The sequence below is a fragment of the Streptococcus castoreus DSM 17536 genome, from assembly GCF_000425025.1.
Classification (GTDB): domain Bacteria; phylum Bacillota; class Bacilli; order Lactobacillales; family Streptococcaceae; genus Streptococcus; species Streptococcus castoreus.
In genome coordinates, this window is sequence record NZ_KE384294.1 from 1 (window position 1) to 21,861 (window position 21,861).

Annotated in this window: 20 protein-coding genes; 4 read left to right on the forward strand and 16 right to left on the reverse strand. The window is 38.6% G+C overall.

The window, feature by feature from the left end:
• On the forward strand, positions 1-878 hold an 878-nt coding region (locus H346_RS0108065), incomplete at its 5' end, for an IS30 family transposase (protein WP_027970616.1).
• Positions 879-931: 53 nt separating this feature from the next.
• Here H346_RS0108065 and H346_RS0108070 read toward each other — a convergent pair.
• The 15 genes from H346_RS0108070 to H346_RS0108140 form a co-directional block, all read right to left on the reverse strand.
• A complete protein-coding gene (locus tag H346_RS0108070) occupies positions 932-1,822 on the reverse strand; it encodes an LPXTG cell wall anchor domain-containing protein (protein WP_027970627.1) in 891 nt (296 codons plus the stop codon).
• A 118-nt stretch (positions 1,823-1,940) separates the two neighbouring features.
• Entirely contained in the window at positions 1,941-3,602 is a 1,662-nt protein-coding gene (gene recN / locus H346_RS0108075; protein WP_027970628.1) for a DNA repair protein RecN, read from the reverse strand.
• Between the two features lie 18 nt (positions 3,603-3,620).
• A complete protein-coding gene (locus H346_RS0108080; RefSeq protein ID WP_027970629.1) occupies positions 3,621-4,091 on the reverse strand; it encodes an arginine repressor in 471 nt (156 codons plus the stop codon).
• On the reverse strand, positions 4,078-4,905 hold the full coding sequence (locus tag H346_RS0108085; protein WP_027970630.1) for a TlyA family RNA methyltransferase: 828 nt from the start codon (positions 4,903-4,905) through the stop codon (positions 4,078-4,080). Before H346_RS0108085 ends, H346_RS0108080 begins: the two co-directional genes overlap by 14 nt.
• Positions 4,898-5,767 carry a polyprenyl synthetase family protein gene (locus tag H346_RS0108090; RefSeq protein ID WP_027970631.1) on the reverse strand — a complete coding sequence of 290 codons (870 nt, stop codon included), beginning with the start codon at positions 5,765-5,767 and terminating at the stop codon, positions 4,898-4,900. Before H346_RS0108090 ends, H346_RS0108085 begins: the two co-directional genes overlap by 8 nt.
• Positions 5,767-5,982, reverse strand: a complete 216-nt coding sequence (locus tag H346_RS0108095; RefSeq protein WP_027970632.1) for an exodeoxyribonuclease VII small subunit — start codon at positions 5,980-5,982, stop codon at positions 5,767-5,769. Before H346_RS0108095 ends, H346_RS0108090 begins: the two co-directional genes overlap by 1 nt.
• Complete coding sequence (gene xseA / locus H346_RS0108100) at positions 5,960-7,300, reverse strand: exodeoxyribonuclease VII large subunit (protein ID WP_027970633.1); 1,341 nt, start codon at positions 7,298-7,300, stop codon at positions 5,960-5,962. The genes H346_RS0108095 and xseA overlap by 23 nt, the downstream gene beginning before the upstream one ends.
• A 158-nt stretch (positions 7,301-7,458) precedes the next feature.
• Complete coding sequence (locus H346_RS0108105) at positions 7,459-8,313, reverse strand: bifunctional methylenetetrahydrofolate dehydrogenase/methenyltetrahydrofolate cyclohydrolase (RefSeq protein WP_027970634.1); 855 nt, start codon at positions 8,311-8,313, stop codon at positions 7,459-7,461.
• A 154-nt stretch (positions 8,314-8,467) separates the two neighbouring features.
• The gene (locus H346_RS0108110) at positions 8,468-10,162 is read right to left on the reverse strand and encodes a phospho-sugar mutase (RefSeq protein WP_027970635.1); all 1,695 of its coding nucleotides are present in this window, start codon (positions 10,160-10,162) and stop codon (positions 8,468-8,470) included.
• Positions 10,163-10,390: 228 nt separating this feature from the next.
• A complete protein-coding gene (locus tag H346_RS10565) occupies positions 10,391-10,543 on the reverse strand; it encodes a hypothetical protein (protein ID WP_027970636.1) in 153 nt (50 codons plus the stop codon).
• Positions 10,543-12,702 (reverse strand): ferrous iron transport protein B, encoded by a 2,160-nt coding sequence (feoB, locus tag H346_RS0108120; RefSeq protein WP_027970637.1) that lies wholly within the window; start codon positions 12,700-12,702, stop codon positions 10,543-10,545. The genes H346_RS10565 and feoB overlap by 1 nt, the downstream gene beginning before the upstream one ends.
• Positions 12,699-13,175 (reverse strand): ferrous iron transport protein A, encoded by a 477-nt coding sequence (locus H346_RS0108125; RefSeq protein WP_027970638.1) that lies wholly within the window; start codon positions 13,173-13,175, stop codon positions 12,699-12,701. The genes feoB and H346_RS0108125 overlap by 4 nt, the downstream gene beginning before the upstream one ends.
• A 204-nt stretch (positions 13,176-13,379) precedes the next feature.
• Entirely contained in the window at positions 13,380-14,114 is a 735-nt protein-coding gene (locus H346_RS0108130; RefSeq protein WP_027970639.1) for an amino acid ABC transporter ATP-binding protein, read from the reverse strand.
• Entirely contained in the window at positions 14,114-14,800 is a 687-nt protein-coding gene (locus tag H346_RS0108135; RefSeq protein ID WP_027970640.1) for an amino acid ABC transporter permease, read from the reverse strand. The genes H346_RS0108130 and H346_RS0108135 overlap by 1 nt, the downstream gene beginning before the upstream one ends.
• A gap of 128 nt (positions 14,801-14,928) precedes the next feature.
• Positions 14,929-15,159, reverse strand: coding sequence for a YkuJ family protein (locus H346_RS0108140; protein ID WP_002983885.1), 231 nt, complete (start codon positions 15,157-15,159; stop codon positions 14,929-14,931).
• Positions 15,160-15,458: 299 nt separating this feature from the next.
• On the opposite strand from H346_RS0108140, the gene H346_RS0108145 reads away from it, so the two are divergent.
• The 3 genes from H346_RS0108145 to H346_RS0108155 all read left to right on the forward strand — a co-directional run bounded on the left by H346_RS0108145 (position 15,459) and on the right by H346_RS0108155 (position 18,656).
• Positions 15,459-17,726, forward strand: coding sequence for an ATP-dependent Clp protease ATP-binding subunit (locus tag H346_RS0108145; RefSeq protein WP_027970641.1), 2,268 nt, complete (start codon positions 15,459-15,461; stop codon positions 17,724-17,726).
• A 126-nt stretch (positions 17,727-17,852) separates the two neighbouring features.
• Positions 17,853-18,317 carry an NUDIX hydrolase gene (locus H346_RS0108150; RefSeq protein WP_027970642.1) on the forward strand — a complete coding sequence of 155 codons (465 nt, stop codon included), beginning with the start codon at positions 17,853-17,855 and terminating at the stop codon, positions 18,315-18,317.
• A gap of 36 nt (positions 18,318-18,353) precedes the next feature.
• Positions 18,354-18,656, forward strand: a complete 303-nt coding sequence (locus H346_RS0108155) for a DUF1827 family protein (protein ID WP_027970643.1) — start codon at positions 18,354-18,356, stop codon at positions 18,654-18,656.
• A 165-nt stretch (positions 18,657-18,821) separates the two neighbouring features.
• Here the strand turns inward: H346_RS0108155 and ileS are convergent, their stop codons facing one another.
• Entirely contained in the window at positions 18,822-21,617 is a 2,796-nt protein-coding gene (ileS, locus tag H346_RS0108160; protein ID WP_027970644.1) for an isoleucine--tRNA ligase, read from the reverse strand.
• Positions 21,618-21,861: the final 244 nt, after the last annotated feature.

The following is a 21,861-nucleotide window of genomic DNA, read 5'->3' on the forward strand; positions in this document are numbered from 1 at the left end:
TCAAAATAGCTCAATCGCTTAAGCGAAGCCGACAAACGATTCATAAGGTTGTAACTTTCCTAAAACAAGGAAAGTCAGCCAATGACTATTATCAGTTCTACAAGGCCAATAAATCTCGCTGTGGACGTCGTCAAGCTATTCTTTCTGATGATGAAAAGACCTTCATCCAAAGTTATCTGAAGCAAGATTGGAGCCTAGATGTGATTAAAGGGACCTTTCCAGACTGCATTTCTTATTCTATGAAAACCTTGTATCGTCTGGTAGATCGTGGGGGACTCAAGGCAGAGGAGATGCCTTGGAAAGGCAAACGGAGACCAAATGGTTATTCAGAGAAACGTGGGAAACAAGCTTTTCGACGTAATCTACGTGAGCGAGCCGAGAAATACCCTGACTTTGAGACAGAATTTGGTCATTTAGAAGGGGACACCATTGTCGGTAAGAACCATAAGAGTGCTGTTATCACCTTGGTAGAACGCTTATCTAAAGCCATCATTACCCTTCAAACAAATGGAAGAAAAGCTAGCGATGTCGAAACCTCTATTCATCGTTGGTTGGCTAGATTTCCAAAGCATGTGTTCAAGTCCATTACCTTTGATTGTGGCAAGGAATTTTCAAACTGGAAATCACTGTCCAATGCGCACGATATTGACATTTTCTTTACGGATCCTGGTTGTCCAGGTCAGCGTGGTCTCAACGAGCATTCGAATGGTCTCCTAAGAAGGCATGGTTTACCCAAACAAATGGACTTTAGTGGCATTTCTCAAGAAGTATTATCAGACATAGCTGATAAGAGGAACATAATCCCACGAAAATCCTTGGACTATAAAACACCCTACCAACTATTTCTGAGTCACATCATGATGTCCAACTTAATTTGACAATTTGAGAGTTAATTAATCATAATTGTTCCCCTTTGAAAGGAATGCTTTGATTAGTTTGTTGACTTTCTTAATTTGATAAACAAGGCTGCCACTAAAGAAGTTATCCCTAGTAAGGAAATTAGCATGGACGATTTGTCTCTCGTTGCTGGGAGAGTTATCTTTTTCTTGGTGACAACCATGCTCACTTTACGGTTATAAGGGATGGAAATATCCTTTTTATAGCCTCCAATATAGGAAATAAGGCGCCCCAACTCATCAATAATGGCACTTGGTTTTTCAATGGTCTGATCGAGGTATTTAGTTTTATAAAGAGATTGCTCCATTTGTTTCTTTTCGTGGTAAGCAGCCATTACTTCACCAAAAGAGTCACCAACAGAATAAACTTGAGTCGTCAAATCAGATTTTTGCGCCATCATCGTAGTGAATTTGGCAGTGGCACTATTGAAAGCTTCCATTTTCTCAAATAAGTTATGTTTAGCTATCATGTATCTTAGAATTGAACTTGATGAACTCCTCATATGTGGTGTTGGATTGGTATCTAATTGGTCATCAGCAGTAGGTAAACAAGTAACTCTGGCATCTTCTAAAGGTAAATTATCACTCTCTCCACCACGAATAGGTAAAGGCTTAAGATCCTCTGAATTGTCTAGATTGACTGACTTATCTAACTGAGACGATGAGAACTGCCCATGAGTCACATTTTCTAATTTTTCTATTTGAGAAGCTTCCGGAAAATCTTCAAACGTCTTTTCTGTCGATTCCCCCGTCTGATCTTCCATCACATGTTCTTCTTTAGAGGGTAAGGCGGATTCAGTAGGAGACATCTGTTTTTCCACCTTTGTTTCCATCATCGAAAGCTGATCGGCTGTAATCGTCCAACTGCCACAACTCAAAGTTGCTAACACAATAATGCTCGCTAAACACACTTTTTTATTAAGCATCTATGCCTCCCAGCTTAAAATTCTCTTATCTATTCTACTATTTATCATAGCTTTGTCAAGAGAACTAACAAAACATAGCTGCCCGCTTTACAACTCCATTTTTTACTCTATATGATTATTAATACTTGAATAGCAATTCGCGAGCCTGTGTCAAGGCAGCCTCAGTTATATCAGTACCAGCAATCATCTTTGCAATTTCTTCAACACGCTCTTCTGATGTGAGTAGTCTTACTGTAGAAACGGTTGAATCTTTCTTACTTTCTTTAGAAATAAAATATTGATAATCTGCAATAGCTATCACTTGGGGCAAATGAGAGATCGCCAAAACTTGACCATGGCGACCAATTTTAGATATTTTCTGTGCAATTGCCTGGGCAACACGTCCTGAAACACCAGTATCAACCTCATCAAAGACAATACTTGTCTTATCTTCTTTTTTTGAAATGGCTGCTTTAATAGCCAACATTAACCGTGATAATTCACCACCAGAAACGACTTTTGCCAAAGGTTTAAAGCCCTCGCCAGGGTTAGTTGAAATATAAAATTCTAGATGCTCATTCCCCTCACGATTAAATTTTGATTTGGTAAACTGAACGCTAAAATCGGCATTCTCCATGCAAAGATCTTTGAGTTCAGCTTTAATAGCCGCTTCTAATTGTTCGGCAAGGGCATGGCGTTGTTCACTCAATTCTAATGCAGCAGTAACTAATTGCCTTTCTAGTGCTTTTAATTCCAACTCTAAATCTCCTGAAAAACCATCATTACCTGTTAGTAATTGATACTCTTTTAGACTATTGTCATAGTAATCAAGAAGATCATTTACATTCCCACCATATTTTTTGGTTAAACTATTGAGAGTATCCAAGCGAAACTCAACTTCTTGCAATCTTCCTGAATCAAAATTCAACTGATCAATGGTAGCTGATAATTGTTTACTCACTTCTTCTAAAATATAGTAAGCTTCTGAAATCGTTGCTGACATGGTTTTATAATTAGAATCAAAACTTTCAATAGACTGCAAGTCATTCATACTAGAACGAATATTGGAAAGACTTGAAAAATCTTCGTTATCTAACATGGCATAAGCATTAGTCAAGGTGTCTGCAATTTTCTTATGATTCAGTAGGCGGTCTCTTTCTTGATTTAGACGCTCATCTTCTCCTCGACTTAGATCTGCTGCTTCTATTTCTGCTATTTGAAAAGCTAACATCTCAATACGAGCCTTGTGCTCTTTTTCGTTCTTTTGCTTTTCAACAACTTGTTGTCGTAAGGTTTTATAACGATCAAAAATAACTTGATAGTTTTTTTTGGCATGATCAAAATCAGCATCACCAAACGCATCTAAAATCTGTTGATGCAATTGTGGTCGCATTAACTCTTCTTGATCGTGCTGACCATGAATATCGACTAGAAATCGACCAACCTGTTTCAAGGTTGCCAAATTGACCATTTGACCATTAATGCGACTAACACTTCTGCCATTAGCAAAAATATCACGACGAATAATTAATTCCTCTTCCATCGCGATACCTGAAGCTTCCAAACAAGCAACTAAACCAGGGCTAGCATCCACTGAAAAGAAGCCTTCAATTTCTGCTTTATTAGCTCCATGACGAATCACCTCTATGCTAGCACGCGCCCCTAGCATCATATTCATCGCATCAATAATAATGGATTTTCCTGCACCAGTTTCCCCAGTTAAGACTGTCATACCATTTTCAAAATTTAGGGAGATTTCCTCAATAATGGCAAAATTCTTAATAGAAATTTCTAATAACATCAATTTCTCCCTATTTTCTTAGGCTAGACCCTTCATCCAAAGTGATACCTCTTGACGAATAAGACTAGCATCTGCTTCTGATTTGGCAATCAATAATAAACTATCGTCATCTGCAATAAGGCTAAAAATAGCTTCTGAAAAATCTGTTAGTAGGTAACGCTTGATTAATTTGCTATTTCCAGGAACAACCTTTAAATAAATGTGTTGCTCCAAACCTTCTGTCTTATCAGAGATGCCTAAAATAGTACTTTTAATAGACCTTGGACCTTGGATAACTTTCTTACCACTATCTTGTGACAAACCGTAAACGTAACGACCACTTCCTGATGGAATTTTGACAATACCAATCTCATTCATATCTCTTGAAATTGTTGCCTGTGTCAGTTCCAAACCATGCTCGTTTAGTAATTTCAACAAATCATGTTGCGTCTCAACAGCATGTGTCAAAACCATCTTTTTAATTAATTCAAGTCGTTTATTCTTTTTCATGTTTCTCAAATTCCTTATGTGCATTGGTAACCACTTCCTGAATCACATGAGATGCCACCGTTTCAGGAACATCTGATTTAATAAGATGAACTAAAAACTCAATATTGCCATGACCACCTTGGATAGGAGAAAAATCAAGCCCCTTAACTATAAATCCGTAATCTAGCGCAAAATCAACAACTTTTTGGATAACTTTTTCATGAATCTGTCGATCTTTAACAATCCCTTTTTTGCCAATTTGATCACGCCCCGCTTCAAATTGCGGTTTAATCAAGGCAACAACCTGCCCTTGATCTGGCAAAATAGCATGCAAGGCTGGTAAAATCAAACAAAGCGAGATAAAAGACACATCAATACTGGCAAATTCTGGTTGACCCTCAGTAAAATCTGCTGGCTTGGCATAACGGAAATTGTACTGTTCCATACTTCTTACACGAGGATCTTGTCGCAATTTCCATGCTAGTTGATTGGTGCCAACATCAACTGCATAAACCAACTTTGCCCCTGCTTGCAGCATGACATCTGTAAAGCCACCTGTTGAAGCGCCAATATCAATACCAATTTTTGCGGCAATGGATAAGCCAAAAACTTGTAACCCTTTTTCCAATTTTAAACCGCCTCGGCTAACATACTTGAGTTTGTCACCTTTAAGCTTCAATTCTATGCCGTCATCAATTTTTTCTCCTGGCTTATCATAACGTTCACCATTAATGACTGAAACCACCAAGCCCGCCATAACACCACGTTTTGCTTGCTCTCGTGTTTCAAATAACCCTTGCTTATAGGCTAATACATCTACTCTTTCCTTAGGCATTGAGTCGCAACCCTTCTATCATTTTAATAATAGTCTGAGGTTTAAAGTCTATTTCACTTTCTAATGTTCGGAAAATAGCAAGAGCCTGATCTAATGTATCATTTAAGACAAAGTAGGATTGTTCTAGCCCAAGTAAACTTGGATAAGTCACTTTTTCAGCTGCCAAGTCTTTTTGAGGTGTTTTTCCAATATCCTCAAAGCTAGCTGTGACATCTAAAATATCATCTCTTATTTGAAAAGCATGCCCAACCAACAGGCCCACTTGCCATAATTGTTGACAGATATGTTCTGCTTGCTCTGCCACAATGGCAGCTGCCAAAAAAGGATAGGCTAGTAATTTTCCTGTTTTATTGGCATGAATCGCTGATAATTGGGAACTATTCAAGTTTTGATTTTCCCCTTTCATATCTAGCATTTGACCACCTACCATGCCAGAGGTTCCAGAGGCAAGCGAAAGATGGTGAATTAACTGAATCTTGATTTTGCTTGGTAAGCTAGCTTGTGCAACAAGTCCAAAAGCATCTAGAAACAGACCATCTCCAGCCAAAATAGCGGTTACCTCATCAAACTGCTTGTGGTTGGTCAATCTCCCACGACGATAATCATCATTATCCATAATCGGTAAATCATCATGAATAAGGCTACCTGTGTGAATCATTTCAAGTGCCGCAGCGAGGTCAAAATGTGCCTCATTTAAAATGACACCAAAGCCCTCCAAAACTTCTAATAACAACAGTGGGCGAATGCGTTTGCCACCACCGTTAATAGAATATAAAATAGCTTCTGTAAGTTCCTCAGAAACTGTCAAAGAACTTTTATAGTATCGACAAATAGCAGCATCAATTTTAGCTAATTTGTTCATTAGGTGTCCATTTCCACTTCCGTATCATCTGCCTGCATTACCTTAACAAGTGTTTTTTCTGCTGTTTGTAAGGTTTTTTGTAAGTCTTTTGACAGAAGCATTCCTTTTTGGAATTCTGAAATAGCTTCTTCTAGAGGCACATCACCATTTTCAAGTTTAGTGACAATCGCTTCTAAATCCTGTAAGTTTTCTTCAAATGTTTTCGTTTTTGACATTTTTTACCTCTACTTCTAATTGACCATCACGCATCATAATACTCAGTTGATCTCCTTTGACAACGTCTCGTATTGAAGCCACAAGTTCTTGATCCTTTTTTACCATAGCATAGCCACGTGCAATAATGCGATTGGTATCAAGCGACAACAAAGCATCCTGTGCTTTCTCAAAGCGTGCTAATTGACCATCATACTGGTTTGTCATATTGGAGATGAGCAAACGACTTGTAGTTCTAACACGGTCCTGATAGCGCTCAATTTTTGTTTGTAACTGTAAACCAATCAGTTGATGATCAAGTTGTAATTTTCTTTCCCTTGCCTTTGTTATCCTATCTTTCAAATTGGCTCTCAAGGCAACATCAAAGCGATCAATTTTTTGCACATAAGCATCGTAAAGCCGTTCTGGCTGTCTAAAAATAACTGATTGGGATAGGTTCGCCACTTTTTCTTGATTTTGTTTAATCCGACGTAAACAGGCTTGATAAGACCTATTTTGCTGCTGTGCGATCCAAGAAATAAGATCTGCTTTTGTGACCGGGGTTGCCAGTTCTGCAGCAGCTGTTGGTGTAGCGGCTCTACGATCTGCAACAAAATCTGCCAAGGTTGTATCGGTTTCATGACCAACACTAGAAATAATTGGAAGCTTAGATTCAAAAATGGCTTGAACCACTATTTCTTCATTAAAGGCCCAAAGATCCTCTATCGAACCGCCACCACGCCCAACAATCAAAAGATCTAAATCATCTCTCTGATTGGCTCTCATAATGTTAGTTCTAACTTCTTGCGCCGCACCTTCTCCTTGAACTTTGGTGGGAAATAACAAAATCTCGACCCCCGGAAATCGTCTAGATAGGGTCGTAATAATGTCTCTGATAACAGCTCCGCTTGAACTCGTAATAACTCCGATTTTTGACACAAACTGTGGAAGAGGTTGCTTATGTTTCTGATCAAAATATCCCTCAGCTGTCAATTTTTTCTTTAATTGTTCAAACTGCAAAGCCAAGGCACCAACACCATCTGGCTCTGCTTTTTCGATAATAATCGAATAAGACCCTCCGGGTTCGTAAAGCTGCACACGACCGATAACATTAAGTTTCATGCCCTCTTCAAGATCAAACCCTAATTTTTTATAGGCTCCCGCCCACATAGTGGCTTGAATGACAGCCCCTTCGTCTTTCAATGAAAAATACTGATGGGTCGGTCTTTTGCGAAAATTGGAAACTTGACCAGTTAGATAAACTCGCTCCAAATAAGGATCCCGGTCAAATTTCAATTTCAAATATTTTGTCAAATGAGTAACCGTTAAATATTCTGTCATCAAGCCACCTTTCACTTATTTGAATTATTAGGATACCAATGTATACTAACGCAATTATACCATTTTTTGGAATAAATAGTGAGCAGAAGATCAGAAAAAGAGCCAAGTCCGACTCCTTTTTCTGTTATATCTATCAAACCAGTTGAACGATTACTACTTCAATGACTAACGCTACGAAGAGCTGCCTGGTAAGTTTGTTCTAACAACATGGTAATGGTCATCGGACCAACACCACCCGGAACAGGGGTTATCTTGCTAGCAACTTCTGCAACCTCGTCAAAGGCGACATCACCAATCAATTTACCGCTATCATCACGGTTCATGCCAACGTCAATCACAACAGCCCCCTCTTTAATAAACTCCTTTGTGACAAAATGCCCTTGACCAATTGCCACGATGAGAACATCCGCATGACGACAAACCTCTTTTAAGTGACGAGTTCTAGAATGCGTTAGGGTTACTGTTGCATTTTTATCTAGCAACAGCTGTGCCATAGGCTTTCCAACAATATTTGATCTTCCAATAATAACCGCATGTTTGCCTTCAAGGTCAACTTTATAGTTACGAAACATCTCCATAATTCCAGCTGGTGTGCAAGGGACCATTAAGGGACGTCCTGACCAAAGATGACCTGTATTCATAGGATGAAAACCGTCAACATCTTTTTTGGGATCAATGGCGAGAATGATCTTTTTATCATTAATATGTTTTGGCAGAGGGAGTTGTACCAAAATACCATGAATAGAGTCATCTACATTATAGTGTTCAATCACTGCAATAAGTTCTTCTTGGCAAATTGATTCTGATAGCCTAACGGTCTCGCTCTTAAAACCAGCTGCAAGGGCAGCAAGTTCTTTATTACGGACGTAGACTTGACTCGCAGGATTATCTCCCACGAGAATCACTACTAGACCTGGAACAATCCCTTTTTCCCGCTTTAATTGGGTAACTTTTTCCGTCAATTCTGTTTGCATTTTTTGGGCTAGGACCTTCCCATTAATTATTTCAGTCATCGACATCCCCCTTCATGTTAATTCTCTATATTATATCAAAAAATGGCATTATGCTCTCTTATTTTATCTTTTGATGTTACTAAATTCCTCTTACCTGACCTTGGTTATAAATCAAAAGAGACTTTGAGTTTCTCTCATCGCCTCTTATCGTTTTTTAAATGATGTTATCCATTTTTGCCTGACAAGCTGCTTCAATAGCATCTAACTTGGCAATGCTATCTGCTTGCGTTTGACCGATAGTATAGAGATATAGTTTAATTTTAGGCTCTGTTCCTGATGGTCTAAGGGCATACCATGACCCTTCATTAAAATAATATTTTAGACAATTTTGTTTTGGAAAATTTTGATAGCCGTCTTTAAAATCAATTCTTGTTTTCAAGGTCATGTCATCCACCGTTTGTATCGGATTTTGCCGAAAATCTTCCATAATTCTAGCAATACGGTCTTGACCCTCAACACCCTCTAATTCTAAAGCAATTTGACGTTCATTGTAATAACCGAACTCCGTATAAATGGTTTGTAAAACATCTAAAAGAGACTGTCCTCTTTTTTTATAATAAGCAGCCATTTCCACTACCATCATTGAAGCACTAACAGCATCCTTATCTCGCACGAAAGTGCCATAACAAAAGCCAATACTTTCCTCGTAGCCAAACAGATAAGTCTTTGATTTGGTCAGTTCATATTCATTAGCCTTACCACAAATATTTTTAAAGCCAGTTAAAGTTTCGACAGTTTCAATACCATACTGATTGGCAATCTTCCGTGACAAATCTCCCGTGACAATCGATTTTACCAAAACCGGATGATCCGGTAAATTCCCCAAGGCAAAACGTTGTGAAAAAATGTAGTAAGAAAGCAGGGCACCTATTTTATTTCCATTCAGAAAGACATAATTGCCGCTTGCATCTTTGACTTCTAGAGCTAATCGATCACAATCAGGATCAGTTGCGATAAGAATATCAGCCTCAACAGCTTTGCCCAGTTTTTCTGAATAAGCAAAGGCTTTTGGAACTTCTGGATTTGGGTAGCCCACTGTCGTAAAATCAGGATCTGGCAATTCCTGTTCTGGAACAACATAAACATGATCAAACCCACGACGTTTCAAAATTTCACGCACTGGTAAATTCCCAACACCATTAAGCGGCGTATAAACCACACGCACAGTTTTATCAATAGCAGTGTCATTAATGGACAAGTCAAGCACTTCTTCTTTGTAAGCTTCTTCAATATGCTCATCAATATAACTTGCTAAGCCACTCGTTAAGGCATCTTCAAAAGGCATTTGTTTAATCGCTTGATAATCTGTAATAACTGCCATGTGAGTGGCAATCTGGTCAGCAATCGTCTCTAAAATCTGCGAGCCCTCTTCCCAATAAACCTTATAACCATTATAATCTTTTGGATTATGACTGGCGGTAATCATCACACCTGATATACATCCCAAAGCACGGATGGCATAAGAACACATTGGAGTCGGACGAATCCCTTTATAAAGATAAGACTTAATGCCATTTGCTGCCATAACAGAACAGGTGAGTTCTGCAAATGCCTTAGACTGATGACGAACATCATAACTGACCGCAATTCCACGTGCCACTGCTTCAGGTCCATAATCAATAATCGTATCAGCTAACGCCTGCGCTGCTTTACCAACCATATAAGTGTTCATACGATTAGTACCTGCACCAAGCTTTCCTCTTAGCCCTGCGGTTCCAAACTCAAGTGTCTTGTAAAAACGATCCTGAATCTCAGCCTCGTCAGTTTTAATGGCTTCTAAATCTGTCTTAATGTCTTGACTTAGAAAATCATTGGCTAGCCACTCTTGGTAAATGTCTTTGTCATTCATATTACTTATCCTCTTCTAAGACCAAATGGTAAAATTCACCCCATTAGGAGACACTCATTTCATTGAAAGAGCTATCTAAATGGTAACAAACAACCGTTGTAAAGTCAACTTAAATTATTAATTAACTGCACCTTATACAATTACTTTGACCTGCTAAGGACATCTTGAATAATTATGTCGCTAAAAATGGTCTAGGCAGTTCCTAAACCAATTATCATAATATGTCATTTACCTAAGAGTTGATTTATTAGAAGACTTCATTTCATCTTTAATCGGACAAGAACAGTGACAATCGCCACAAGCTCCCTTTTGTCTAAGCAAGTGAGTAACACTTAAAATAACCAAAATACCTAATAACACAGCAATGAGTAATGTTGACATTAGTAATCTTCCTCCTGACTCATTTTTTCAAGATTAGTGATACCAATTACTTGAGAGTAACCCGTATAAGGTTTTCTAAAAAGAACATACAAAAGTCCTAGCAAACAAATCAATGCCCAGATTGTAAAGAAACTTACAGGAGATCCTGCTAGCAATAACCCAAATTGATACAAAATCATGCTTAGTAAATAGGCTAACCCTGTTTGAAAACCAATCGCTGCTAAAGACCACTTAACACTACTCATTTCACGTTTTATGGCACCAATCGCTGCAAAACATGGGGCACACAAAAGATTAAAGAGCAAGAAAGAATAGGCTTCCAAAGCAGAATAATCCATCTGCAAACTGGACCACAAGGCTTGACTTGTCTCGCTGGCATCTACCTGATGATATAAAATACCAAAAGTAGCAACGACTGTTTCTTTGGCCAACAAGCCAGTTAGAGCCGCTACTGTTGCTTTCCAGTTCCCAAAGCCTAAAGGCTTGAAAATCCAAGCAAATAAGTGACCAAAATGAGCCAAAATACTTTGCTCCGTCTCAACAGCCTGTAGCCGAATGTTATAGTTAGACATAAACCAAATCAAGATGGTTAGTACAAAAATAATGGTTCCCGCCCGTTTCACAAAACTCCAAGCTTTCCCCAAAGCATAGTGAGTAACTGTCAACAGATTTGGCAGATGATAAGCTGGCAGTTCCATAATAAAAGGACTGGCTTGACCACCCAAAAGCTTGGTTTTTTTAAGCGCAATTCCTGATAAAATAATCGAAGCAATGCCAACAAAATAAGCACTTGGAGCGATGAACGGATTATCAGAGAAGAAAGCACCCGAAATAAGGGCAATAATAGCTAACTTGGCAGAACAAGGCATAAAAGTAGCCGTCATAATAGTGATTTTGCGATCACGTTCATTTTCAATCGTACGACTTGCCATAATAGCCGGTACACCACAACCAGTAGCGATAAGCATCGGAATGAAAGATTTCCCAGAAAGACCAAAACGTCTAAAAATACGATCCATAACAAAAGCAATCCGACTCATATAACCAATATCTTCTAAAATACCTAGACAGATAAAAAGAACAAAAATTTGGGGAACAAAACCTAAAACAGCCCCAATTCCTGCTAAAATGCCATCAATTATCAAGGATTGCAACCAAGGTTCAACGTTTACATAAATCAAAAATGCCTTAGTTGCATCAGGAAGCCACTGACCAAACAAAACATCATTCACCCAATCCGTTCCTAATGTTCCAACCGTTTGAATTGATAGAAAGTACACCAAAAACATCACCAAGGCAAAAATTGGTAGGGCCAAGAAACGGTTGGTGACAATCCTATCAATCTTGTCTGACAATCGCCACTCAAAATCATTGATCTCAATTTGTGCCATATGGCAAACCCGCTCAATATAGGCATAACGTTCATTAATTATAATCGATTCTGCCTCTTCTTCAAAGACCGCTTCTGTGATATTAATAATGTTTTCAATTTCAGCTACCACCTCTTGATCCAATGCCAATGTCTCTTGAACCAAGGGATCACGCTCAAATAATTTAATGCTATAATAACGGGCTCTATTAGCTAAATCAACTTCTTGCAATACATCAACAATTTGTACCAACGCAGCTTCTAAACGATTATCGTAAAGAGGAAAATAAGGAACTTCTTTAGGATGTGCGATTTCTTGCTTGCAACTGTTAACTAACTGGCTAAGACCTTTATTTTTCAAAGCACTCGTTGCTATAACTGGAATGCCAAGTTGGTAACTCAACTGATCAAGATTAATCTGTTTTTGGCTAGTTTCTAAAATATCTGACATATTGAGCGCCATGACCAAGGGTAACCCCATTTCCATAAGCTGGGTTGTCAGATAAAGATTACGTTCTAGATTAGTGCCATCCACCACATTAATAATCGCTTGAGCTTCTTGACCCAAGAGATAGTCCCTTGCAATCATTTCTTCAGGACTATAAGGTGACATGGAATAAACACCAGGTAAGTCTTGAATTTCAATCTCCTTATCAGACTTTAAAAGACCACTTTTTCGATCAACTGTTACCCCAGGCCAATTCCCAACCCGCTGATTCGTTCCGGTTAACAAATTAAAAAGACTCGTTTTTCCACTATTAGGATTACCAATTAAAGCTATTTTTTTCATAGTAAATCCTCTTTTTCTAGCTTCCTCACCGAAATTAATTGGGCTTCCGACTGACGTAAACTTAATTCATAGCCCCTCAAACTAATTTCTAAAGGATCACCCAAAGGGGCCCGTTTACGCAACTGAATAGTTGTCCCCCTAGTTAGCCCCATGTCCATTAAACGGCGCTTAGCTTCTTTGCTAGCATAAATATCTTGAATCACAGCAAAATCGGAAACAGCTAGTTCTGACAAAGGAAAACGGTGTTCTTGCTCCGCTATTTCACTAACCTCAATTGCTTCTAGAATACTATCATCAAAGGCCAATCGGCTTTTTTTAACTACAATAATAGCACTTTGCTTGGTTTTTGAGATCACTTTTAAATGACTCTTTTCCTTGATTCCAAGATGCGCCAAATGTCTTTGATGATCTTTTGACAAGCCAATTTTAACAACCTGATAATCTATTCCAATGGTTGCTTGAGATAATTTCACCATAAAAGCTCCTTTTAATTACACTGTCAATTATAGCATATTATCCAATGACCCACTCATTCTTATTTTAGTTTTTTGTCTTTTTAATCTCAGATAAGAATGACTCTAATAAAGGGATTGCCCAAAAGGAGCTCATACTTTTATGAGTTATTATTAGAATATTTTAAACAAAAAAGCCCGAGAAACTTCCCAAGCTTTAAAACTCTATAAAATCTTACTTAAAAAATCTCTTGTCCGCTCTTCTTTGGTCTGTTCAAATAACTGGCTTGGACTACCTTCTTCCACAATGAGACCACTATCCATAAAAATAACACGGTCTGCTACTTCTTTGGCAAAGCCCATTTCATGGGTAACAATCACCATGGTCATTCCTGATTTAGCCAAATCCTGCATAACTGCCAAAACTTCACCCACCATTTCTGGATCAAGTGCTGATGTTGGTTCATCAAATAATAAGACGTCTGGATCCATAGCCAGACCACGTGCAATCGCAATCCGCTGTTGTTGCCCACCAGAAAGACTAGCTGGATAGGCATTGGGTTTTTCCGCCAATCCAACTCTTTTCAACAATCTCAATGCTGCCTTTTTAGCTTCTGCCTTAGGAATGGCTTTTGTTTTAATAGGTGACAAGGTGATATTATCTAAAACAGTCATATTAGGGAATAAATTAAATTGTTGAAAAACCATCCCCATTTTTTCACGCATTTTGAAAATATCATTCTTCTTGTCTGTAATGTCAACCCCCTCAAAAGTAATTTGTCCTTTGGTTGGAATCTCCAATAAATTTATGGTACGCAACAAGGTTGATTTCCCTGAGCCAGATGGACCAATAATCACCACCACTTCACCCGGCATAATGTCAAGGTCAATACCTTTTAAAACTTCATTTTGACCATAATATTTGTGCAAATCCTTAATTGAAATAATTGCGCCAACCATCAGTGATTACCTCCTTGTGCCATACGGCGTTCCAATATTCTCAACAACTGTGACATCACTGTCGTTATCACCAGATAATAGAAAGCAGCAAACAATAATGGAGCAATTGGCGAATAGGTTGCTGTCACAACAGACTGTGCCCCATTCCAAAGTTCCATAACTCCAATCGTTTGTAGGAGAGCGCTGTCTTTAATAATCGTAATAAATTCATTTCCCAAGGCTGGTAAAATATTCTTTAACGCTTGAGGTAAAATCACATAACGCATGGCATTTTTAGGACGAATCCCTAATGAGTAAGCCGCCTCTAATTGCCCCCTTGGAACAGCATCAATACCTGCTCTGACAATTTCAGAAATATAAGCACCACTATTCAACGAGATGATAATAATACCGGGAATAAGTCTTGAAAAATCCAAATTCAAGACACCAAATCCAATGGTTGGCATATGGTTAAAGTGCATCCAGGCAAAGGCTATCATGATCTGAACCACCATAGGTGTTCCACGAAAGACCCAAACATAAAGGTGAACTAACCAAGTCAACGGTTTGACTTCGCTTCGTTTAATCAAAGTCACCAGGACACCGAAAATGGTTCCAAAAAAAACGACACTAGCTGAAATCATAATGGTAACAAAGACACCGTAGTTAAAGTAGGCCCAGTATTTGGGTAAGAATGAAAAATCCATTTATATCTCCTCATAAGCGACATGGTCATCGCAATAAAGATAATTATACCATTTAATGAATATTAATACAATGCTTTTTGGTTATTAAAAAAACCTGCCTCGGGCAAGTCTCTTTACTATACTCAAATTTAATATAATAAATCGTAGATTTCCATCGCAATCAAGTCAATGCTATCAAAAGAATATGACTCACGGGCTTCAACATCACGCAACGTAAAAACTGGTCCATTTTCCGGATCATTTGAAAAGGCAACTTCTGCCACAACAACACCATCACGCTCAAAGTTTCGTTTAAGATTACCGCCATCTGTCACCATCAATTCCAAGCGATTGATGATTCTCACCAAATGTGATTCCATTTCGTTTCTCCTATTCGTTTTTTATCCCTACTATTTTAACACAAATCAGAGGAAACAAACAAGAAAAGTAGCATATTTCTCAATATTTACTGATTTTTAGCCCTTTGTGACACCTTTCAACTGTCTTTATTAGGGAAATAGCAAAACTGACTAAGAATTAACACTCCACATGCGATAGTGCTAAAATCATAAACTTTTTACTTGCTTTCCCAAGCGGTGGTGCTATAATATGAGTATAAAGTTTGACCATTTTTGACTAAATGTTTTTAACTTTTTAGATAAACCTTTGGAGGTATGCCATGCTTTGTCAAAATTGTAATTTAAACGAATCAACCATTCACCTTTATACAAATATTAATGGAAAACAAAGACAAATCGACCTTTGTCAAAATTGTTATCAAATCATGAAAGCCGGTCCTTTAGGCGAGTTAAACGGTGGACAAAAAACTCAGGAACGCTCATCAACTCCCTTCTTCGATGATTTCTTTGGTGATCTAAATCATTTTAGACCTTTTGGAAAATTACCAAATACTCCTCTTGGAGCAACTGGCAATAACGGAAACCACAATGGTGGTTATAATAATCAGCGTTCTCCACAATCACAATCACCAAATAGCCAACCCAAAGGGTTGTTGGAAGAATTTGGCATCAATGTTACCGATATTGCTAGATTTGGTGATATTGATCCTGTTATTGGTCGTGATGAGGAAATTATCCGTGTGATTGAAATTCTTAATCGCCGAACTAAAAATAATCCTGTCCTTATTGGAGAGCCTGGTGTTGGTAAAACAGTCGTTGTCGAAGGCTTAGCCCAAAAGATTGTTGATGGGGATGTCCCTCACAAATTGCAAGGCAAACAAGTTATTCGCCTTGATGTGGTCAGCCTCGTTCAAGGAACTGGCATTCGTGGACAATTTGAAGAACGCATGCAAAAATTAATGGAAGAAATTCGCAACCGTAAAGATGTTATTCTCTTCATTGATGAAATCCATGAAATTGTCGGAGCGGGTTCTACTGGTGATAGCAATATGGATGCTGGCAATATCTTGAAACCTGCTCTTGCACGAGGTGAGTTACAATTAGTTGGTGCCACAACACTAAATGAATACCGCATCATTGAAAAAGATGCCGCCCTTGAACGTCGGATGCAACCTGTTAAAGTTGATGAACCTTCTGTTGAGGAAACCATTACCATTTTAAAAGGGATTCAACCCAAATACGAAGATTATCATCATGTCAAATATAGCCAAGCTGCTATTGAAGCTGCTGCTAAACTATCAAATCGTTACATCCAAGACCGGTTCCTTCCAGACAAGGCCATTGACCTTTTGGACGAAGCGGGTTCTAAGATGAATTTAACCCTCAACTTTGTTGATCCAAAAGAGATTGACAACCGTTTAGTTGAAGCTGAAAACTTAAAAGCTCAAGCTACCCGTGATGAAGATTACGAACGTGCCGCTTATTTCCGTGATCAAATTGCCAAATACAAAGAAATGCAAGCCCAAAAAGTCGATGAGCAAGATATTCCAATTATTACTGAAAAGACTATTGAAGCTATTGTCGAACAAAAAACCAACATTCCAGTTGGCGATCTCAAAGAAAAAGAACAATCTCAGTTAGTTCGCTTAGCGGATGATTTGAAAGCTCATGTGATTGGTCAAGATGACGCTGTTGATAAAATCGCCAAAGCTATTCGTCGTAATCGTGTTGGTCTTGGCACCCCAAATCGCCCAATTGGTTCTTTCCTCTTTGTCGGACCAACTGGAGTTGGTAAAACAGAATTATCTAAACAGCTAGCCATTGAACTCTTTGGTTCTGCTGATAATATGATTCGTTTTGACATGTCTGAATACATGGAAAAACATGCTGTCGCAAAATTAGTTGGTGCCCCTCCAGGCTATGTTGGCTATGAAGAGGCTGGACAATTAACCGAACAAATTCGCCGGAATCCTTATTCTCTCATTCTCTTAGATGAAGTCGAAAAAGCCCATCCAGATGTCATGCACATGTTCTTACAAGTTCTTGACGATGGTCGACTAACCGATGGTCAAGGTCGTACGGTCAGTTTTAAAGATACCATTATCATCATGACTTCCAATGCAGGAACGGGCAAAACAGAAGCTTCCGTCGGCTTTAGTGCTGCTAGAGAAGGACGAACCAACTCCGTCTTGGGAGAATTGAGTCATTTCTTTAGCCCAGAATTTATAAACCGATTTGATGGCATTATCGAATTTAAAGCCTTGAGCAAAGATAATCTCCTTCACATCGTTGACCTAATGCTTGATGATGTTAATAAACGTTTAGCTTATAAGGCTATTCATCTTGACATCACACAAAAAGTCAAGGAAAAATTAGTTGACCTCGGCTATGATCCAAAAATGGGAGCTAGACCTTTACGTCGTACTATTCAAGATTATATTGAAGATGCCATCACCGATTATTACCTTGATCATCCAACAGAAAAAAACTTACGTGCTGTGATGACAAGCAATGGCAACATTGTGATTAAAGGCATTAAAAAAGGAGAAGTCATCACTTCCGACAAGAATGACAAAATAGAAAATTGAAGTTAAAAGAGAGATTCTGCTTAGAAATCTCTCTTTTAATGTTAGGTGCTATTTTTTTGATAAAATGCAAAATTTTATAAGAATAATTGCTTAAAATTTAGTATAATAAAACAAAGGAGTGATACGATGACAATTCCAACTTTTGGTAATCAGAATGAGCATGAAAACTACGTGACACGTCAGGGTGTCTACGCCGTTATTCCTAATCAAGACCGCTCTAAAATTATTCTCGTTCAAGCCCCTAATGGCGCTTGGTTTTTACCTGGTGGTGAAATTGAGATCGGTGAAAACCATCTCCAAGCACTAGAGCGTGAATTGATTGAAGAACTTGGTTTCACCGTCAAGATTGGTTCCTATTACGGCCAAGCTGACGAATACTTCTACTCCAGCCATCGTGATACTCATTTTTATCACCCTGCCTACCTTTACGAAGTAACTGATTTCCAAGCTATTTCAAAACCTTTAGAAGATTTTAATCATTTGGCTTGGTTTCCTGCCGATGAAGCCATCGCGAAATTAAAACGTGGCAGTCATAAGTGGGGAGTCACAGAGTGGCAAAAAAAACAGCCATCTACCAATTCTTTAACATAATGCTATAATAACACAGGAATACTCAGGAGGACATTCATGAGACTCATAAACACAACTAGTAGTCACCCCGAACTCGTCAGAAACCAGTTGCAAAATACAGATGCTCATTTAGTTGAAGTCTATTCAGCAGGAAATACAGATGTTATCTTTACTCAAGCACCGAAACATTATGAATTATTAATTTCAAATAAATACCGTGCGATCAAAGAGGATGAACTTGAAGTGATTCGTGAATTTTTCTTAAAGCGCAAAATCGATCCCTCAATTATTATTCCTGGACAATCAAAAACCCTCCACACCAATAACCTCATTGAAATTTCATTTCAAACCTCTGTATAAGCGTCAAACGACACCGACAAACTCTACCCCTTTAGGATTTTCAATTTTCTGAAAAACCTAAAGGGGATTTTGTTGTTTTTTTGATCAAAAATCCAAAAAAACTAGACTTTATTAACTAAGCCTAGTTTTTAGCTTTTCTAATAAAGAACAGCTAATGGTAATCAATTAATTATCTTCAAAGCCTTCGATAACAGCTTCTGGGAAGTTTTCTTCGATAATTCTAGCACTATGATCACAAACAAAAGCATTGTAAGAACGCATACGAGTCGTTGGATCAATGCGACGCGAACGCTCACAGACCTCGCCTATGGCATGCTCTACAGTAAAGGCAACTCCATCAAATGCTACCGCCTCAGCAGGCGCATCTGCCAAATCAGCAATCGTTAATTGAGACACAATCAAAAGAAGAGCAATATCACTATCTAGAGCAGATAATAGTGTTTTTACTTCTTCACCAGCATAAATGGTTAAGTGAGCCTCTAAAGACTTACCAATAATTTTAGCATGACGTGCTTCTTCCAAAGCTTTTTGCGCTTGAGTACGAAGTGTCATAAAGGCTTCCCAGGCTTCTAAAATTTCCTCTTGTCCAGTGAAGGTTTCTGATAATGGCAACTCAGATAATTGAACATATTCTTCAGTCTCATGTTCTAAATATGACCAAATTTCCTCAGTTGTATGAGGTAAGATTGGTGTTAATAATTTAGTGATTTTAACCAAAATGTCGTAAAAGACTGTCTGCATGCGACGACGTTCTAAACTATTAGCTGCTTCAATGTAAACCACATCCTTAGCAAAATCAAGATAAAATGCCGATAAATCAACCGTTACAAAGTTAACAACCGCTTTATAAATGGTCATGAAATCATAATTTTCATAGGCAGCTGTAATTGTTGCAACTAATTGATTAAATTTGATGGTCATGTATTTATCAACAGCACCAAGATCAGCATATGTAACGCTATCTGTACTTGGATTAAAATCAGTAGTATTAGCAATCAAGAAACGAAGAGTGTTACGAATTTTACGGTATGTTTCAGATACTTGACCAAGAATGTCCATCGACACACGCACATCGTTATCCGTATCCACAGAAGCGACCCAAAGACGAAGAATATCAGCACCATATTGTTTAGCCACATCGCTTGGTGAAATAATATTACCTTTTGATTTAGACATTTTCTCACCCTTACCATCAAGAACAAAGCCTTGAGATAAGATGACTTTGTACGGTGCATGACCGTTAACCGCCACAGATGTGATCAAAGATGAGTTGAACCAGCCACGATACTGGTCAGAACCTTCCAAATATAGGTCTGCTGGATAAGTAAGGTTTTCTCTGGCATTCATGACACCGTTCCAAGATGAGCCTGAATCGAACCAGACGTCCATAATATCTGTTTCTTTCGTGAATTCACCATTTGGTGATCCTGGATGAGTGAAGCCTTCTGGCAATAAGTCTTTAGCTTCTTTTTGCCACCAGATGATCGACCCATTTTCTTGGAACAAATTGGCCACATGGTCTGTCACTTCTTTTGTCATGATAGCTGTACCATCTTCAGCATAGAAGATAGGAAGGGGAACTCCCCATGCACGTTGACGTGAAATCACCCAATCACCACGATCACGAATCATATTGTAAAGCCGCGTTTTACCCCATGATGGATGGAAGGTGACCTTTTCAATTTCGTCCAGAATATCTTGGCGGAAGTCAGAAACCGAAGCAAACCATTGAGGTACAGCACGCCAAATGATTGGTTTTTTCGTCCGCCAATCAAATGGGTAAGAATGATTGATCACTTCTTGTGCTAACAAGAGATCACCAAGTTTATCAATAACAATCGGTGTTACCTTATCATAAAATTGTCCGTGGAAATCTGACCCTGCATTTTCCATCATTAGACCACGTTCATCAACTGTCACAGCAACTTCCAATCGGTATTTCATCCCCACATTGTAGTCATCCTCACCAAAACCTGGTGCTGTGTGGACAATCCCTGTCCCTGACTCAAGGGTAACGTGGTCGCCTAGGATAACCAATTCTTCCACATCAGTATCCCATGGGTGCTCTGTCACAATATATTCTAAGTCAACCCCTTTATGGCTAGCCACTATTTCAAATGATTCCCAACCAAATTTACCTGCAAGGCTATCCAAAAGACCTCCTGCCACAACATACTTATGATCTGAACCAGCAGGTTTAACCACGAGGTAATCCATATCAGGTCCAATTGTCAACCCACGTGAGGCTGTTACTGTAAATGGTGTTGTCGTCCAAACAACAATATAAGTATCGGTGTCAAGAATACCCTTACCATCTTTAACTTTATTGGCATAATATAAAGAAGTAGAATCAATGTCATGGTATTCAATTTCGGCTTCTGCCAAGGCAGATTCAGATGACCACGACCAATAAACCGGCTTTGCACCACGATAAATATATCCTTTATCAGCCATGGCACCAAAAACACGAATTTGGTCAGCCTCAAATTGTGGATCCAAAGTGACATAAGGGTTTTCCCAATCCGCAGAAACCCCTAAACGTTTGAAATCATCTCTTTGTTTAGCCACTTGACTTAATGCATATTGCTGACACAGATCAAGATACTCTGCCAAGTTCATTTCTTTACGTTTAACACCCTGTTTTGCCAAAACTTGCTCAATAGGTAAACCATGTGTGTCCCAACCAGGAACATATGGGGCATTAAAGCCGGACATAGATTTGGAACGGACAATAATATCTTTTGAAATCTTATTAAGAGCGTGTCCAACGTGAATGTTTCCATTGGCATACGGAGGTCCATCATGAAGATGGAAAGCTGGCTTACCAGCATTCAATTCTTGACGCTTTTTGTAAAGCTCTGCTTGCTCCCAAGCGGTTTGCCATTGTGGTTCTTTATTAGGAAGACCAGCACGCATTGGAAAAGCTGTTTTCCCTAGATTAAGTGTTTCTTTTAATTTCATTATATCAAACTCCTTTAAGCAATCTCACAACTAAAAAAGCCTCGCCTTAAAAAGGACGAAAGCTCGCGGTACCACCTTTAATTCAGAATAGTAAAAAGCCTTCACTATTCCCTCTTTGCTCGTAAGGTGAGCCGTCCTCTTTGCTTACTTTAATTCAGCAAAGATTTAAGAAAATGATAATCTTATGCTTAGGGAATGCGGGACTTTCATCATCTCCCGCTTGCTGTGATTATAAGCAAGCAAT